Annotated in this window: 16 protein-coding genes and 1 riboswitch; of the genes, 8 read left to right on the top strand and 8 right to left on the bottom strand. The window is 66.6% G+C overall.

Annotation, left to right across the window (positions count from 1 at the left end):
• Window position 1 precedes the first annotated feature (1 nt).
• Window positions 2-2,077 (bottom strand): phenylacetic acid degradation bifunctional protein PaaZ, encoded by a 2,076-nt coding sequence (gene paaZ / locus AC5RT8_RS11815; RefSeq protein WP_494095920.1) that lies wholly within the window; start codon window positions 2,075-2,077, stop codon window positions 2-4.
• A gap of 241 nt (window positions 2,078-2,318) precedes the next feature.
• On the opposite strand from paaZ, the gene AC5RT8_RS11810 reads away from it, so the two are divergent.
• Window positions 2,319-3,287, top strand: a complete 969-nt coding sequence (locus AC5RT8_RS11810; protein ID WP_494095919.1) for an SGNH/GDSL hydrolase family protein — start codon at window positions 2,319-2,321, stop codon at window positions 3,285-3,287.
• 17 nt (window positions 3,288-3,304) lie between these two features.
• Here AC5RT8_RS11810 and AC5RT8_RS11805 read toward each other — a convergent pair whose 3' ends face one another.
• From AC5RT8_RS11805 to AC5RT8_RS11795, 3 genes are all read right to left on the bottom strand, one after another.
• On the bottom strand, window positions 3,305-4,681 hold the full coding sequence (locus AC5RT8_RS11805; protein ID WP_494095918.1) for an FAD-binding oxidoreductase: 1,377 nt from the start codon (window positions 4,679-4,681) through the stop codon (window positions 3,305-3,307).
• 123 nt (window positions 4,682-4,804) lie between these two features.
• Window positions 4,805-5,872, bottom strand: a complete 1,068-nt coding sequence (locus AC5RT8_RS11800) for an ATP-dependent DNA ligase (RefSeq protein ID WP_494095917.1) — start codon at window positions 5,870-5,872, stop codon at window positions 4,805-4,807.
• Between the two features lie 10 nt (window positions 5,873-5,882).
• Window positions 5,883-6,434: an RBBP9/YdeN family alpha/beta hydrolase gene (locus AC5RT8_RS11795; RefSeq protein WP_494095916.1), complete on the bottom strand. Its 552-nt coding sequence runs from the start codon at window positions 6,432-6,434 to the stop codon at window positions 5,883-5,885.
• A 72-nt stretch (window positions 6,435-6,506) separates the two neighbouring features.
• Here AC5RT8_RS11795 and AC5RT8_RS11790 point away from each other — a divergent pair, with 72 nt between their 5' ends.
• A complete protein-coding gene (locus AC5RT8_RS11790; protein ID WP_494095915.1) occupies window positions 6,507-7,526 on the top strand; it encodes an LLM class flavin-dependent oxidoreductase in 1,020 nt (339 codons plus the stop codon).
• A 211-nt stretch (window positions 7,527-7,737) separates the two neighbouring features.
• Here AC5RT8_RS11790 and AC5RT8_RS11785 read toward each other — a convergent pair whose 3' ends face one another.
• Window positions 7,738-8,757, bottom strand: coding sequence for a hypothetical protein (locus tag AC5RT8_RS11785; protein WP_494095914.1), 1,020 nt, complete (start codon window positions 8,755-8,757; stop codon window positions 7,738-7,740).
• Between the two features lie 239 nt (window positions 8,758-8,996).
• Between AC5RT8_RS11785 and AC5RT8_RS11780 the strand changes: the two genes are divergently transcribed.
• From AC5RT8_RS11780 to AC5RT8_RS11770, 3 genes are all read left to right on the top strand, one after another.
• The gene (locus tag AC5RT8_RS11780; RefSeq protein WP_494095913.1) at window positions 8,997-9,521 is read left to right on the top strand and encodes an RNA polymerase sigma factor; all 525 of its coding nucleotides are present in this window, start codon (window positions 8,997-8,999) and stop codon (window positions 9,519-9,521) included.
• A complete protein-coding gene (locus tag AC5RT8_RS11775; RefSeq protein WP_494095912.1) occupies window positions 9,518-10,627 on the top strand; it encodes a CU044_5270 family protein in 1,110 nt (369 codons plus the stop codon). The genes AC5RT8_RS11780 and AC5RT8_RS11775 overlap by 4 nt, the downstream gene beginning before the upstream one ends.
• 224 nt (window positions 10,628-10,851) lie before the next feature.
• A riboswitch (SAM riboswitch) is annotated at window positions 10,852-10,984 on the top strand.
• Between the two features lie 15 nt (window positions 10,985-10,999).
• Window positions 11,000-11,404 carry a hypothetical protein gene (locus AC5RT8_RS11770; protein ID WP_494095911.1) on the top strand — a complete coding sequence of 135 codons (405 nt, stop codon included), beginning with the start codon at window positions 11,000-11,002 and terminating at the stop codon, window positions 11,402-11,404.
• A 95-nt stretch (window positions 11,405-11,499) separates the two neighbouring features.
• Here the strand turns inward: AC5RT8_RS11770 and AC5RT8_RS11765 are convergent, their stop codons facing one another.
• From AC5RT8_RS11765 to AC5RT8_RS11755, 3 genes are read right to left on the bottom strand one after another with little or no spacing between them, the layout of a single operon-like run.
• The gene (locus AC5RT8_RS11765) at window positions 11,500-12,264 is read right to left on the bottom strand and encodes a CPBP family intramembrane glutamic endopeptidase (RefSeq protein ID WP_494095910.1); all 765 of its coding nucleotides are present in this window, start codon (window positions 12,262-12,264) and stop codon (window positions 11,500-11,502) included.
• A 40-nt stretch (window positions 12,265-12,304) separates the two neighbouring features.
• A complete protein-coding gene (locus tag AC5RT8_RS11760) occupies window positions 12,305-13,186 on the bottom strand; it encodes an NAD(P)H-hydrate dehydratase (RefSeq protein ID WP_494095909.1) in 882 nt (293 codons plus the stop codon).
• Window positions 13,167-13,901 (bottom strand): histidine phosphatase family protein, encoded by a 735-nt coding sequence (locus tag AC5RT8_RS11755; RefSeq protein WP_494095908.1) that lies wholly within the window; start codon window positions 13,899-13,901, stop codon window positions 13,167-13,169. Before AC5RT8_RS11755 ends, AC5RT8_RS11760 begins: the two co-directional genes overlap by 20 nt.
• A gap of 107 nt (window positions 13,902-14,008) precedes the next feature.
• Here AC5RT8_RS11755 and AC5RT8_RS11750 point away from each other — a divergent pair, with 107 nt between their 5' ends.
• The 3 genes from AC5RT8_RS11750 (at window position 14,009) to AC5RT8_RS11740 (ending at window position 16,749) form a co-directional block, all read left to right on the top strand.
• Window positions 14,009-14,575 (top strand): hypothetical protein, encoded by a 567-nt coding sequence (locus AC5RT8_RS11750; RefSeq protein ID WP_494095907.1) that lies wholly within the window; start codon window positions 14,009-14,011, stop codon window positions 14,573-14,575.
• A gap of 76 nt (window positions 14,576-14,651) precedes the next feature.
• Complete coding sequence (locus AC5RT8_RS11745; protein WP_494095906.1) at window positions 14,652-15,605, top strand: 1,4-dihydroxy-2-naphthoyl-CoA synthase; 954 nt, start codon at window positions 14,652-14,654, stop codon at window positions 15,603-15,605.
• A gap of 7 nt (window positions 15,606-15,612) precedes the next feature.
• Entirely contained in the window at window positions 15,613-16,749 is a 1,137-nt protein-coding gene (locus AC5RT8_RS11740; protein ID WP_494095905.1) for an AMP-binding protein, read from the top strand.
• Window positions 16,750-16,766: the final 17 nt, after the last annotated feature.

Below are 16,766 nucleotides of genomic sequence, written 5' to 3'. Positions count from 1 at the left end.
GCTACTTCTCCACCAGGGTCAGCACGTCGTAGGTGGCCACCAGTTCATCCTTCTGGTTGGTCAGGACGGCATCCCAGGCCACCTCGCCGTACTCGTCCGTTTCACGCGGCGTGATCTTCTTGGCGGTCAGCGTGACGCGGATGGAATCCCCGGCAGCCACGGGCGTCAGGAAGCGCAGATTCTCCAGCCCGTAGTTGGCCAGGACCGGCCCCGGCGCCGGATCCACGAACAGGCCGGCACCCCAGGACAGCAACAGGTATCCGTGGGCCACGATGCCGGGGAAGAAGGGGTTCGCTTCCGCCGCCTGCTGATCCGTGTGGGCGTAGAAGGTATCGCCCGTGGTCTGCGCGAACGCATCGATGTCCTCGAGCGTGACCTGCCGCAGGTCGGACCGCACGGCATCGCCCACCCGAAGTTCGCTGAGCGGTTTGCGGAAGGGGTGGCCGGCGTCGAACCGGCGGTCCGCGCCTGGATGCCAGATGCCGGTAAGGCCCGTGAGCATGTTGGGCGAGCCCTGCACCGCGGTGCGCTGCATGTAGTGCCGGACCGCACGGATGCCGCCCAGTTCCTCGCCGCCGCCGGCACGCCCCGGTCCGCCGTGCACCAGGTGCGGGACGGGCGAGCCGTGCCCGGTGGAGGAACGGGCGTCTTCGCGGTTCAGGAACAATACCCGCCCGTGGTGCCCGGCGATGCCGGTGAGCATGTCCCGGGCCACGTCCGGATCATTGGTGCACACCGTGGCGACCAGCGACCCGCCGCCGCGGGCGGCCAGGCGGACAGCGTCGGCAACGCCCGCATACCCCACCACCGAGGCCACGGGCCCGAAGGCCTCGACAGTGTGCAGGGCCTCGGCGTCGCTGTCCGGCCAGGTCAGCAGCAGCGGTTCCATAAACGCGCCGTTCGGTGCGGTTCCCGTGGTTCCGTCCGCGAAGACGACGGCGGGGGCCTCCAACGATCCCAGCGCCAGTTCGGCTCCGGCCGCAAGCATCTGCTGTACGGATTCCCGGACGCCGTCGAGCTGTTCCCGCGAGGCCAGCGCGCCCATCGTCACATTCCCGGCGCGCGGATCACCCAGGACCACGCGCCCGCGGATACGCTCGGCGGCGGCGGCAACTACGTCGTCAACCAGCCCTGCCGGGACGATGGCCCGGCGGATGGCGGTGCACTTCTGGCCGGCCTTGGCAGTGATTTCGGTGACCAGGGAGCGGATGAAGGCGTCGAATTCGGGGGTGCCGGGAACGGCGTCCGGCCCCAGGATGGCTGCGTTCAGGGAATCGGTTTCGGCCGTGAACCGCACCCCGCCCGTTGCGATCCGCGGGTGGGCGCGCAGCCGCTCGGCGGTGGCGGCCGATCCGGTGAAGGACACCATGTCCCGGTAGTCGAGGTGGTCCGGCAGGTCCCGGGCGGAACCGGAGATCAGCTGCAGCGACCCGGCCGGAAGGATGCCGGAGTCCACGATCATCCTGACCGCGGCGGCCGTGATGTAGCCCGTGGGGGTGGCGGGCTTGACGATGCTCGGCACGCCGGCGAGGAAGGCCGGAGCCAGTTTCTCCAGCATGCCCCAGACGGGGAAGTTGAAGGCGTTGATCTGCACGGCTACACCCGGGATCCGGGTATAGAGGTGCTCACCGAGGAAGGAGCCGTCCTTGGCAAGCTGCTCCACAGTACCGTCGACGATCACCGTGGAGTTCGGCAGTTCCCGGCGCCCCTTGGAGCCGTAGGCAAACAGGACCCCGATCCCGCCGTCAATATCCACCAGCGAATCCGTCCGGGTGGCGCCGCTGCGCGCGGAAACGGCATACAGCTCCTCGCGCTGTGCATTGAGGTGCAGGGCGAGTTCCTTGAGCATCAGGGCCCGCTGGTGGAAGGTGGATTTCCCCAGTTCCGCCTGCCCTACGGTTCGGGCATAGTCGACGACGGCGGCGGTATCCAGGCCTTCGCTGCTGACCAGCGCCAGCAGCTCGCCGGTGCTGGCATCGTGCACTTCGGTGCCGCGGCCCCCTGCGGGACCGGGCGTCCACCAGGTGCCCCGGACGTAACTGGGAACGGTTTCGACGTCGATGGCGGTTGCCGTCATTTCGGAGCCTTTCGCAACGGGGAGAAACCGCAGCCGTTCTCCGACAGGCATCCTTGCCCCGGATTACTGACCATGCGGTCGGTATCTCGCCAGCCTAGCCGAAAGCGGCCCACCACACACCTGGTGGACCTAAATGCCGCTGCGGTGCCGCCGGGTACTGCGTCGGGTTGCCGGAGGTGCCTTCCTGCGACAGACTTCTGCCTTCGGACGTTTGCGCTGACCGCTGCTAAGGAGCACGATGATGAGCCCCAAACCGCAACTATTCCGCCGGGCGGCCGTTCTGGCCCTGGCAACAGCGGCATTCCTGGCCGGGGGTGGTGCACCGGCCATGGCGGGCGGCCATGAACACGGGTCCCGCGGCGGGCACGAGCGCGGGCAAGGGCACGAGCGCGGGCAGGGGCACGAGCGCGGGCAGGGACATGGAAATGGACAGGGGAAGGGGAATGGCAGCGTCGATTACGTGGCGTTCGGCGACTCCTACGCCTCCGGTTTCGGCGGAGGCCCGGTGCTGGACGCCTGCGGCCGGACCGCACAGGGGTACCCGGCCCTGCTGGATGCCCTGGACCGGGTGGAGCTGGACGGCGATGTCACCTGTGCGGGGGCCACAGCCCTGACGACGCCGCCCGCCGCACCCGTGGACCTGCCCGAGCAGATCGACGACGCCGCCGCACGGGGGCTGCTGAACAAACAGACGGACACCGTCACCGTCACCATCGGCGGCAATGATGTGCAGTTCGGGTCCGTGGTGGCGGCCTGCGCCGGTGCGCAGCTGCCGGGCACCTGCGCCCCGGCCATCGAGCAGACGGCGGCCTTTGCCCGGATCGTCCTGGCACCGCAATTGGCGGCGGAGTTCGCGCGGATCACCGAACTCGCCCCGAAGGCCACCCTGGTGGTGACCGGGTATCCGTACCTGTTCGAAGCCGGAACGCCGGGCCCCCTCAGCGCCGAGGCGCAGGCCCTCTTTAATGAGGGTACCGACGCATTGAACGCCGTCATCGCGGAACAGGTTCCGGACACCGGGGTGTTCGTGGACGTGGTGGACGAGTTTGCCGGACACGGGGTCGGGTCCGCCGATTCCTGGATCATCTTTGAGCCGGGCAACCCGTTCAATCTGCACCCCACCGAGACGGGATACCGGGAGGGCTACACCGCAGCCATCCTCGAGGATGCCGGACGCGAGTTCGGCGCCGGCTGCCGCGGACACCGCTAGCAGTTCCGCGGCCGCTCCTAGGAGACCGGCAACGGCACGGCATGGCCGAACCGGAAGAGGTTCTGCGGATCATAGGCGGCTTTGGTTGCCTGCAGCCGGCGGAAAACGTCCGGGTCCCAGGCAGGCTGGCCGCCTTCCTCAGCACGCGCCGGTCCGAGGAGGTTGACCAGGGCACCAGCCGTATACGGACCGACGACGGCGCCAATCCCATCCAGCGCTGCTGCGGTGGCGTCCGCAACAGGCGGGACGTTGAGTCCCACGGAGTAGAGGTTGAAACCGGCTTCCCGACCGGAGACGGCATCCTCGAACGGGGGATCCATCGCGAGGGATCCTCCCATCAACCGGATCTCCGTCATCATCAGCGGAGTATGCGACCCCGGCCCCACCTGGCCCAGCAGACCGTCCGCCAATTCATCGGGCAGCGAGGCCAGCAGCGTCCCGCGGTCCATACTGGGCACGGGTTCGTCCGGATCCATGTGGATGCTGCCCACTGCGCCGTAGTCCATCGGCCCGGCCGTGTCCATGAAGGGCACGGACACGTGCCGCATGGGGTCCAGGGCAGTGTCACCCTCCTCCCTGCTGCCGAACAGGGCGAACCGCAGGTGCACCGGCGCGGTACCCCGCAGTTCCTCGGGCAGGAACGGAACGTCCGGCAGGTGCAGGAAGGCCAGGGACGCCGAAGCGTCCGTCGGCAACTGGGGTGTCCAGTCACGGAAGGCGGCAAGGACCTCGGGGCCGGCATCTTCGGGGTACATGATGCCGCCGCCGTAAAACTCCCGGAACGGGGTCAACCCGAGCGTCAGTGCCGTGATGACGCCGAAATTACCCTTGCCGCCGCGCAGTGCAGCGAACAAATCGGCGTCTTCGGTGCTGCCTGCCTCGAGGTGCCTGAGGCTGCCGTCGGGAGTGACGACATCCATCGCCTGCACATGGTCGCTGGCGAATCCCAGTGCCCGGCCCATTAGCGGCAGCCCGCCGCCGGACGCGTAGCCCGTCACTGAGACCGTTCCGGAGGAGCCATGGGGGCCCGTAAGCCCGAGCAGCAGTGTCTGTTCCAGCACCGAACGCCAGCGGACGCCGGCGCCCACGGTGACCGTGCCGGCGTCGGGGTCCACTGCCAGCTCCTGCAGGCGGGACGTGTTGATCAGCAGGCCCTCGTCCATCGCGGCGGCGGCACCGTGCCCGGTTGCCTGCATCCCGACAGGGACGCCGCGCTCAGCCGCCCAGCGGACTGCGTTCTGCACGTCCTCTACGCCGGCCGCGCCGAGTACGGCATCGGGACGCTGGACCACCGAGGGGTTGAAGCCGGCAGTGTCGGCAGCGTAGCCGGGCTCCCCGGGGCTGTTCAGCGGGCCATGGACAACGCGGCGGAGGGTTTCGAGGTCGGCGATCATCTTCGACTCCTTGGCTGGCGGGTTTTCCGCGGCCGTCGGGTCCGCGGACCGGAGGTTGCTGCCTAAAAATGCTAGGCATCGAAGCCCTTGCCTGCCTAGCCCCGCCGCTAAGTCCGGCGCACGTTAGCTTCCCAGCACCTCCGCAAGATCGAACTTCACCGGTTCCTCCAGCTGTCCGTAGGTGCAGGATTCGGGCGTGCGGTCCGGCCGCCAGCGGGAGAACTGGGCCACGTGGCGGAACCGCTCCCCCTCCATATGGTCATAGCGCACCTCCACCACCCGTTCGGGGCGCAGCGGCACAAAGGAGAAGTCCTTCTTTCCGCTCCACCGGCTGCCCTCCGAGTTCCGCGGCGTGCGGGTCCCCTTCTCCTGCTCCCCCTCGGCCCACGGGTGCCCGTCCTCCATGGCTACCAGCGGCTGGAGTTCCTCGAACAGCTCCCGGCGCCGGTCCATGGAAAACGAACTTGCCGCCCCCGCATTCACCAGCACGCCGTCGTCGTTGTACAGCCCCAGCAGCAGCGAACCGATGACGCCCGCCCCGGACTTGTGGACACGGTAGCCTGCGAGGACGCAGTCAGCCGTGCGCTCGTGCTTGAGCTTGGCCATGGTGCGCTTGTTCGGCTCGTACGCGCCGTCCAGGGGTTTGGCCACCACCCCGTCCAGGCCGGCACCTTCAAACCGGTCAAACCATTCCCGGGCGCGCCCCGCGTCGTCGGTGGCGTAGGTGACGGACACCGGCGCCTGCGCCGTCTTCAGTGCCTGCACCAGGGCTTCCCGCCGCTCGGAGAACGGCCGGTCCCGGTAGTCGGTGTCACCCAGCGCCAGCAGGTCGAAGGCCACGAACCGGGCCGGAGTCTCCTCCGCCAGCAGGTTCACGCGGCTGGCTGCCGGGTGGATGCGCTGCTGCAGCAGCTCGAAGTCCAGCCGTTTGCCATCCGGGGCCACCATGATAATTTCCCCATCCACCACGCACCGCTCGGGCAGGTTCTGCTTCAGGGCGTCAACGAGCTCGGGGAAGTACCGTGTCATCGGCTTCTCATTCCGGGAGCCGATCTCGACGTCGTCGCCGTCCCGGAAAATGATGGACCGGAAGCCGTCCCACTTGGGTTCGTAAAGGTAGTCCCCGAGGGGCAGGGCGCTGACGGATTTGGCCAGCATCGGGGCAATCGGCGGCATCACGGGAAGGTCCATGTGCCCATTCTTATCCGAGTGCGGCCGGATCCCCCAGCCCTGCCGTGAATGCCGTGAGCAGGTCGCGGCCCTGCTCCCAGGAGCCCACGCCGCTCTTTTCGTTGATGTGGGCCAGTTCGCCGGCATTGATGACGGGAACGTTCCACGCGGAGGCGATGGCCTCGGCTGCCGGCAGCGCACAGTATGGGTCGCTCTCACTGGCGATCAGCAGGCCGGGAACGGGCAGCGGCTGCAGCCGCGGATTCCGGAAGGTCCCGGCCGGCTGCGGAAACGACGCCGCGACCGGATCCGGCGGGCTGACCAGGAACACGCCGCGGGCGCCGCCGGGGTTGCGCAGCAGCCATTCGGCCGCGGCCAGACAGCCGAGGCTGTGGGCCACCAGAACCGTCTGCCCGTTCTGGCGACCGGCAGCGCGGTCAAGCGCTGCCATCCAGTCCTCCAGTTCCGGCTCATCCCACGACGACGGCGCAATGCGCGTGACATCCGGCAGCTCCGACTCCCAGCGGCTCTGCCACTGCTCCGGAGGTGAGCCTTGGTAGCCCGGGACCATGGTGATGTGCACTGGAGCTGCTTCCTTTCGAGGGTCCCGCATGTGAGCGGGAATACTGCCGACATTTCCGGCGCTGGAGATTGCATGAAGAAAATAGGATTCCTGTCCTTCGGACACTACCGGAACGCCATGGGATCGATGACTCCCAGTGCGCGGGACGCAATACTGCAGCAGGTGGAGCTGACGGTGGCGGCTGAGGAGATCGGTGTCGACGGCGCGTACATGCGCGTGCACCATTTCGCCCCGCAGTTCTCGGCTCCTTTCCCGCTGCTGTCCGCCATGGCGGCCCGCACCAGCCGGATCGAACTGGGCACGGGCGTCATCGATATGAGGTATATGAATCCTCTGGCGATGGCCGAAGATGCCGCAGTGGCGGACCTCATCAGCGGCGGCAGGCTGCAGCTCGGCATCAGCCGGGGATCCCCCGAGCCGGCCCTGCGCGGGTACGAATCCTTCGGCTACGTTCCCGGCCCGGAGTCCTCCGACGCCGAGATGGCACGGCAGCACACCGAAGTGTTCCGGGCCGCCATTGCCGGCGCCGGAGTGGCACAGGCCGATCCGGCGATGACGGGCAGTACCGGCGCCATGGCCATCGACCCGCTGTCCCCCGGACTGCCGGAACGGATCTGGTGGGGGTCCGGGACCCGGGCCACCGCCAAGTGGACCGGAGAACAGGGCATGAACCTGATGAGCTCCACGCTGCTCACCGAGGACACCGGTGTACCGTTCGACCAGCTCCAGGCCGAGCAGATCGAGGTGTACCGCAAGGCCTGGTCCGACGCCGGACACCAGGGCACGCCGCGGGTGTCCGTCAGCCGCAGCATCATTCCGCTGGTGACCGGGCAGGACCGGCACTACTTCGGCCTTCGGGCCCAGGCCGAGGGCCGGGACCAGGTGGGCCACCTCGACGGCGGTCTGGCGCGGTTCGGAAAGAGTTACATCGGCGAACCCGATGTCATTGCCGCGGAACTGGCCGCGGATGCCGCCGTCCAGGAGGCCGACACCGTGCTGGTGACCGTGCCGAACCAGCTGGGCGTGGAGTACAACACACATCTGCTGGAAAGCATCGTCAAGCTCGTTGCTCCGGGGGCCGGCTGGCGGTAAGTCCCTCACCTTCAGCATCCGCGCTGAAACCGTGGCGCCTACGGGGCCTGGATCCGGCGGCAACGAAATTCCCCGCTCGCTTCAGCTCGCGGGAAATACTAAAGCCGCCTCCTCCAGGCCCCTTCGTGCGTCCGTCGCCGGGATGCTGTATTTCCACGGCACATTGACCCACCCCGTTATTGGCTACCCCACCGGCGGCGGCATCAAAGGGCTAAGCGGTCTCGGCCTTGTACCAGCGCGTGAAGATTTCCACCGTGACGTCAGCGAGGCGTCCCAGCTGGTCCCGTGGCACTGTCATTGTTTTTGGACCGATTGCCCATCCATCCGTATATCCCTTGGCAAGGTGCAAATGCTCGGCGAGGTACCGTTTCGCCAGGACGTTTTTCCACTTTCCCAGTTTCCGGCTGCTGCTTCCCGGCGGATGGAAACTCACGAGGAGTTGCTCCTCTTCGCCTTCAAGCACCTCTCTCTGAAGTACCCGCAGGTGCTCAACCCAGCCGGGAACCGCATCGGACGTCTCCGGGTCGAAGTAGTTATCCCCGTTCTCCGGAACTTCAATTCCCACATGGCTGATAAAACGCACAGCGTCCAAGCTCTCAGGCATGCCCCGGCCGGCAACCTCCAGGTGTCCGCGGATTTTCCGCCCGCAGGCGAGCGCCGGGGACTGAATCGCGATCGATGGCATCCCGCTGCCGCCCCGACGTATATCGACACTCCACCCGGGAAGCCTTTCCCCCACCTCAAGCGCTGCAAGCCAGGCCTCTACGGTGCTCTTTAGGAGCCGCCCTTCGCCGTGGATGTCATCCATCGTGAGCCTGGAACCATCGAAGCAGGCAAGGGTATCTTCCCAGCCGATAATGCTCACGTCCGGAAATTCGGAGAGCCATGAGGGTGCGAATTCCGTACTCGGCACCAGGACAAAGATCGTCGCGTCTCCGCGGAAAGCCTTGATCTGATCCCTGACCTGCTCCCTCGTTAGCTCGTGATCCAACTTTGCTTCAATGCCGACGATATTGTCTTCGAAGTTAAGCTGCACATCGATCCGGACGGTACTCTGCGAAGCATCGTCAACGCGATACTTCACTTCGCACATCACTTCCCGAAAGGTACCCAGGGATTTACCGCTGACTTTCTCGAGGAGATGCACAAAGCGGCGGTGGTCATGGCGGATTTCAGCGGCCAGCGCCCGAGTCGCCATCGGCTCGGTGCGGTAGATCGTATTCAATGTCATGCCGTCCAGAATGTCCTAACCCGCTCTATGTGCCTAATTCGACCCGCCGGTCTCGGCACCGGGATTATTGATTGTTGATGTTCAACGTGCATTGGTTCATTTTCGGTATTTCTATTTATTCGTCTCCACCGAGCGCCTTCGTACGTCCAATACCTCGGGTATGTGAACCAGCCCCGAATTGAACGCCGCCGGGATTGCTCCCCGGTTACACTTCTGAGGCTGCCGGACATTAAGAGGGCATGAGCCTGCAAACCATTCGGAAGGAACAACGGGACGTGGACAGGGAGAAACGTTTCCTAGCCGCCCACGCCGCCGGACACGATCGCATCTACCGTTACTTCCGGCGTAGAACCAATAACGCTGCCACTGCTGAAGATCTGTGCGCCGAAGTCTTCCGGATCACGTGGGAGAAAACCGGGCAGGACGAGGGTCTTTCAGTCATGGTGCTGTTCGGGATCGCGAAAAACGTTCTCCGCAACCATGAGCGGTCCGCGTTCCGGTCCGCGAGTCTTCTGGGAGCACTGCAGCTCGAACGGGAACACGAGCGGAGCGACGACGACTCCCGCGTCCACGAAGCCCTGGCCAGACTAGGCCCGGATGAGCGCGAAGTGCTGCTTCTGACGTACTGGGACGGTTTCAGTTCCAGCGAGGTTTCTGACCTGCTGGACACCAGTGCCACCGCCGTCAGGATGCGCCTGCACCGGGCACGCAAGGCGCTTGGCCGCCTGCTGGAAACGGAATCACTTTCAGAGGGAGAAAAATGATGAACGACTCGCGTCTTTCGGGCGGTATCAAACGCCTGCTTGCATCTGCTGATCCCGCGCGCTCCGTGCAGGAACACGAACTGGCTGAAAGCCGCGCCAGGTCCCTGGCCCTGATGAAATCCCCGCGGGCGGCACACGGAGCGCCCACTTCCCGCGTGCGCACCACACCTCCGCTGAACGCCCGCCGTGCCACGGCGGCCCGCGCCCGCCGCCGTGTTCTACTAGCTTCCGCCGCTGCAGTGTTGCTGGTTGGCGGGATTGTGGTGGCCGACGCCGTCAGGCCCGGAGGACCGGGCGCGACTGCCGAAGCTGCCCAAGTCCTGAACGATGCGGCGGAAACCACCATCCGTACCTCTGATCCAGTGGTGGGCCCAGGCCAGTACCTGAAGATCGACACCACCGAGCTGACCTGGAGCGGAAAGCAGATGCCTGACGGCAGCGACCTTTCCTGGCAGGCTACCGTCAGCGATCAGCTCTACGTACCGGCAGATAAGAACGGGGAATGGGTCTGGAACCGCGGAGAGCGGATTCCGCTGGAGTCCTCGTCCGACGCCGCCAAGGCTGCGGCTGCTGAAATGGCCGAGTTGATGCGGAAGGGGAAGGGCGGGATGCCGGATCCGACGGTAGGAATTCAGCGTGGCCAGGGCGGGGACTTCTACGGGCACGCGCCGATGGTCATCATCGGTACCGCCCTGAACGAAGCCGGAAGCCTGCCCCGTGATCCCCGCGCCCTGCTGGACCTCATCTATGACCGGACGAATGGCGCCAACAAATCCCCGGAACTGGCAGCCTTCGTCACGATCGCTGACGGTCTGCGTACCGGGGCTGTCCCCGCTGACCTGCGGGCCGCGATGTACAAGGCTGCCGCCCTCATCCCCGGTGTCACAGTTGGGGACCGGCAGGCAACGGTGGACGGAAGGACGGGTATCGCCATCGGCATCCCCTCTTTGGAGGGAACGTCACGGGCCGACATCATCATCGATCCAGCCTCGGGACTCGTCATCGGAGAACAGGAAGTGCTGCTGAAGGACTTTCCCGATGCCCCGGCTGGCACTGTCTCAACCTGGACCTCGGTAAAAACCTCAGTGGTGGACTCCGCGCCATAAAACACTGTCCGGCTCATCCGGCATTGGCACCGGATGGGGATGAGGGTGCTGCACCCCGGGCGCCGGACGGGCTGGGCTAGGCGGCTTTAATAACTTTCGCGAGCTCTGCGAGCAAAAGTCTTCGTTGCCGCCGTTCCGGTCCGCCCGGTACCCCTCCCAGCCGCACGACCCGAACGGAATGCCACTGTCGAAATGTCAGTGGGCTCCGCTACAGTAGTTTTCAGCTTCACGAGATGTGGCCTTCGCCCGGGAAACCGGGCATAAAAGCTCCGACTGGCCCCACACCAACCCCACTGTTCGGCGGGTGGTTCGGATGACGAAGCGGCCTGCGTCGCCCGTCGCAGGCAAGGACAACCTGCAAAGGAACCCACTGTGAGCATTTCCAGTGTCAGCAAATCCGGTCTCGGCAACTGCAGCGGCTTCGCCCCGGGACACAACATCCATTGGATCCACAACCGCCGGCTCCAGGGCTGGGAGCAGTGGACCGACGTCGACGTCACGGCCGATCCGCAGCTGGACCTCATCTACCTGGTCTCCGAAGGAATCCAGCACCTGATGTGGTTCCACAATGTCCCGGCCGTCGCCACCGCCCTGGCGGCCGCCGTCGATACACCGCAGTGGTGCCAGCGCTATTCCACACTGATGGTCCCCGGCGGGTTCGACTCCGATGCGCGGAGCTCTTTTTTCTACTTGGCCCGGCCGGAGCGGGTTCTGCCATGCAACGGCTCCCTGGTCCGGGCCCCGGAAACCGAGCGGATTGAGAAGGCCGGCTCCTAGGTGCTGCCCCGGCAGCTTCCGTACAGCTGATGCGGCCCGGCAGGGCCGGTAGCCGCATCAGCTGTACGGAAGGCACGCTGGGTCCGTCCGCCGGACTACTGCTGCAGCAGCTCCGGCGGCACGGCGTACATCACCAGCACGCCCAGCAGGTTCTTCGCCGCATGCACGCCGTAGGAAAGCATGAAGTTGTTGCCCGCCCAGACATAGAGGCCCACCAATGTGGCACCCATGGCCAGGTACGGCATGAGCACCGGCAGGGACAGGGATTCCTTGCCCACGATATGGATCGAGGCGAACAGCAGCACCGACAGGATGCAGCACGCCCAAATATTCCAGTACCGGCTGAGCTTGCCGATCAGCAGGTGCCGGAAGATGTACTCCTCCACAAAGGGTGCCAGCACCACCAGCAGCGGCACGATCAGCCAGGGCGAGACCGATCCGACGAATCCCTGCACGGCTTCCTGGTTGGCCGCAGTCTGGACATCCCCGGTCAGCAGCACGCCCACCATCGTCGCGATGAGCATGAGGATGACGCCGGCGGGAATCAGGGAAAGCGTCAGCAGCGGACGGGTCGCCAGGATCTTCGTTTCCCGCACCACGTAGGGGCGGGCGGCAAGGAATGCCAGCAGGCCGGCAACCGCGTAGAACGCGAAGTTCAGTACGTAGGAGGCAGTCAGGGGATCCGGAACCAGCAGTATGAGCACCGGGAAGACAAGTCCGGGGGCAAAACTCAGCACCAGCAGGAACACCACGTAGAACCCCGCCGCCACCGCATCGCTCCGGGTAAAGCGGTAGGGAAGCCACGGGATGTTCGGGGCAGGACGCCCCGACGGACTTCTCCGGTATTCGTTGGCAGTCATTACCTCAGGATATGGGCCGCAGCTGAAGGAGGCATCCCCGCTAGTTCAGCTCGGCGATCACCGGCGGCATGGCGTCAAGCAGCTCCCGGGCCAGGAAGCTCAGCGGACCCCGCGATGCGGAGAGCCGGTCTCCGCTTGCGGCATGCAGGTAGGTGCCCCAGCACGCAGCCTGTTCCGGCGTCGCGCCGCGGGCCAGGAACCCGCCCACCGCACCGGCGAGCACATCACCGGATCCTGACGTACCCAGACCGGAGTTTCCGGCCGGCACTTCCCAGCTCTTTCCGTCCGGGGCGGAGATCAGGTTATGCGCGCTGACCACCGCCGAGTATTTCCGTGCCACGTCCAGGGACGCTTTCGCCAGGTCCAGGGACTCCTCCTCCGTGCCCTCTTTCCCGAGCAGACGCAGGATTTCGGCACGGTTTGGGGTGAGGACAAGCCGGCCGGCAAGCGTATCGAAGAGCTCCGGCAGCCCGGGCAACACGCCCAGGGCATAGGCGTCCAGCACCACCTGGGTCTTTTCCCCGAGCAGCGGCACCACGGATTGCAGCAGTGCTGCCGTCCGGTCAGGATCCCCCATCCCGGGACCGATGACCACGGCGGCGGCGGAGGAGAGGTCGGCTTCCAGCAGCGGCCCGGCGACGCGGCCGTCAATCTCGCCCGATTCCTCGGGCAGGCCGACCACCCCGGATTCGGGAATGGCCACGGCGACGGCGATCGCGGCCGACTCCACCACGGCCATGCTGAGGCGTCCGGCGCCGACGCGGAGGCCGGCAAGCCCGGTCAGCATGACGGCGCCCGGGGTGCGGCGGGAGCCCCCGACGACCAGCACGGTCCCGCGGTCCTCTTTCCCGGACGCATCGGTGGAGAGCCGCCAACCGCGCAGCAGCGCAGGGGTTACGACCTCAGCGGGGGTGGATGTCATCAGTTTCTCCTGCGTGTTCGGTCACGGGTGCTCCGCCGTCCTGCAGGTGGAGCACGCTGTTGAAGGTGTGCAGCTTCCAGGGTCCGGTGCCGTCCGGACGCACCAGCCGCGTGACGGAACCGTTGCGGACGCTGTTGGCGGCGGCCGTGTCCAGCAGTTCCTGCTCACTCATGCGTTCGCAGACGTAGCGGATCAGGAGGATCACGGCATCGTGGCAGACCACGGCCACCCGCCTGCCGTCTTCCTCGTCATCCAGGTCGCGGAATACGGAACGCAGCCGGAGCGCGACGTCGGCCCAGGACTCGCCGCCTGGCGGCCGGTACGCAAATTTGCCCAGCCAGGACCGGCGTTCGGCTTCCTCGGGGTAACGAGCGGAGACGCCCGCGGAGGTCAGCAGATCCAGGATCCCCAATTCCCGGTCCCGCAGGCGTTCATCGATCCGCATACCAGCAGCGGCCAGTCCGGCCAGTTCCGCCGTCTGCCGGGCCCGCAGGTAGGGCGAACACCAGACGGACTCAGGCAGCTCTGCGGCCGGAAGTCCAGCGAACCAGCGACCCAGCGCCTGCGCCTGCTGCTCGCCGTCGGCGCTCAGCGGAACATCCGGGTCCCGCCAGGGCAGGTCGATACGTTCGGCGCCCTCGCGGCTGGCCCGGGTAGCCGCCACGTTGCCGGCGGACTCACCGTGCCGGATCAGAATCAGTTCAGTTGCACCCATGGTCCGACTCTACCCGCCGTGCCCCGGCGGCACAGGGAAACCGGAACCGCAGAAAGAATCTGCTCCGCCCCTGTAACTGGTGGGGTCCCTGCGCCTAGAGTCTGCCCATGGGGAATTCATCAGAAAAAGAAACCTGCACGTTTCCGCGACGGCGCCCGGAGCGGAACCGGCTGGTGTCAATTGCGGCCGTGGCCGTGCTTGCCGGTGCCCTGGCTTCCTGCTCGCAGCCCGCCTCGGACCCCGCTGCCTCGCCGTCAGGAGATCCGGCGGCGAACAGCTCCCCTGCACCCGGTTCCGGCACCGAAACCGGCAGCCAGGCACCGGAGGCCGGCAGTCTCATGGATCCGTTGGAAGGGAACAGGCCCGCTCCGACCGGTACGGAAACTGTCGTCATCTCCGAGCAGGGCACCGGGACCGGTTCCTATCCACTGCCGGCAGTCCCGTCTCCGGGCGAAAAAGTCATGGTCACCGCTTCCTGCCCCGAGGGTGAGCGGATAATCATCGAAAGCGACGCCGGCCTGCTGTGGGCAGACCTGGTGTGCGGAAACCCGGCGGTCTCGTCCTACATCAGCAAGGCGGCAACGGCAGGGACCACGGACAACGAGATACGCGTCAGCACAGCGGAGGGCCAGCCGTACTGGCTCCTGGTCACCGTGCAGGAGCCGGCGTCCTGAGGCCGCGGAACCTCCGTGTCCTCCGGGCTGCAGCGGGCTGTCAGGCGGGTTTGGCCCCGGGCGATAAACTCGGGTTGTGAGCACAGAACTTCCAGCACAGGTGTCCGATATCTTCGACCCGCAGCAGTGGCGTCTTGTCTCCGGGTTCGAGGACCTGCAGGACATGACCTACCACCGCCAGGTGGAACGCGACGACGACGGCGCCGTCGTGCGGGACCTGCCGACCGTGCGGATTGCGTTCAACCGTCCGGAAGTCCGCAACGCCTTCCGCCCCGGCACCGTGGACGAGCTGTACCGGGCCATGGACCACGCCCGGATGACCCCCGACGTTGCCACCGTACTGCTCACCGGCAACGGCCCCTCCCCCAAGGACGGCGGCCATTCCTTCTGCTCCGGCGGGGACCAGCGGATCCGCGGCCGCGACGGATACCGGTACGCCGAGGGCGAGACGAAGGAAACCATCGACCCGGCCCGCGCCGGACGTCTGCACATCCTGGAAGTCCAGCGCCTGATGCGCACCATGCCCAAGGTGGTCATCGCCGTCGTCAACGGCTGGGCAGCAGGCGGCGGGCACAGCCTGCACGTGGTCTCCGACCTGACCATTGCCTCGCGCCAGCACGGCAAGTTCAAGCAGACAGATGCGACCGTGGGCAGCTTCGACGCCGGCTACGGCTCGGCGCTGCTGGCCCGGCAGATGGGGCAGAAGAAGGCCCGCGAGATCTTCTTCCTGGCCCGGGAGTACTCTGCCGAGGAGATGGTGGCCATGGGAGCGGTGAACGAGGCCGTGGACCACGAGAACCTGGAAAAGGTCGCCCTGGAATACGCCGCAGACATTGCCCGGCAGTCGCCGCAGGCCATCCGCATGCTCAAGTTCGCCTTCAACCTTGCCGATGACGGCCTGGCCGGCCAGCAGGTCTTTGCCGGCGAGGCGACGCGGCTGGCGTACATGACGGATGAGGCGGTGGAGGGCAAGGAAGCCTTCCTGGCCAAACGCGACCCGGACTGGTCCTCGTTCCCCTACTACTTCTAGGACCGTTGTGGAACTTCTTCCAGTCCTCGTGAACCCCGGCTTCGACGCCGGCATGCTGCTCTCCCCGCTCGCCGATGCGCTGGCCGGAGAGGGCCCGGCCGTCGCCCCGCACACCGATCCGGCGCAGACCTTCACCGGTGAACTGCCCAATGACGACATTGCCCTGGTGATCAGCACCTCCGGTTCCACCGGCACCCCGAAGCAGACCATGCTCAGCACGGATGCCCTGGCGGCATCCTCGATGGCCACGGCCCTTGCCCTGAAGGCGGACGGGCAATGGCTGGCGGCCCTGCCGGTCAACTACATTGCCGGAATCCAGGTCCTGGTCCGCTCCCTGTACGCCGGGACGCAGCCGGTCTTCATGGACCTGTCCGTGCCGTTCAGCGCCGAGGGTTTCACCCGGGCCGCCGAGGACATGACGGACCGCAACCGCTTCACTTCGCTGGTACCCACCCAGCTGCACCGCCTGCTGCAGGATCCGGCGCCGGAAACCCTGCGCGTGCTGCGCCGGTTCAACGCCATCCTGCTCGGCGGGGCACCGGCCGGGACTCCCCTGCTGGACAAAGCCCGCGGCTACGGGCTGAACGTCGTGACCACCTACGGGATGAGCGAAACGTGCGGCGGGTGCGTGTACGACGGCGTGCCGCTGCCCGGCGTCGACGTCATCCGGTGGGAGGGGCGCCTCTGGATTGCCGGTGATGTTCTTTCGGACGGGTACATGGGCCGGCCGGACCTGACCGAGGACCGTTTCCGGTTCAACTCCGGACGCCGCTGGTTCCGTACGGATGACACCGGCACAGTGGACGACGCCGGCAAGGTCACCGTCTCCGGCCGGCTGGACGACGTCATTGTCAGCGGCGGAATCAAGATCTCCGCGCAGGCCGTCGCGGAGGCCGTGGAGACGGTCGACGGCGTCGACCAGGCCTTCGTGCTGGGCCTGGACGACGCGGAATGGGGCTCCCGGGTAGGGGCGGCCGTCGTCGGAAGCGTGGATCCCGAACTGGTCCGCGACGCCGTCCGCTCCCGGCTGGGTGCCGCCGCCGTTCCGAAGGTTGTCCTGCTGCTTGAGTCCCTGCCCCTGCTGCCCAACGGCAAGGCCGACCGGATGACCCTGCTGCGGCTGCTGGCCGCAGCACGGCATTAAACCGCCGCTTACCCGAT

This window comes from Arthrobacter sp. Ms25 (assembly GCF_059090365.1).
This window is presented reverse-complemented; position numbering and strand designations above follow the sequence as displayed.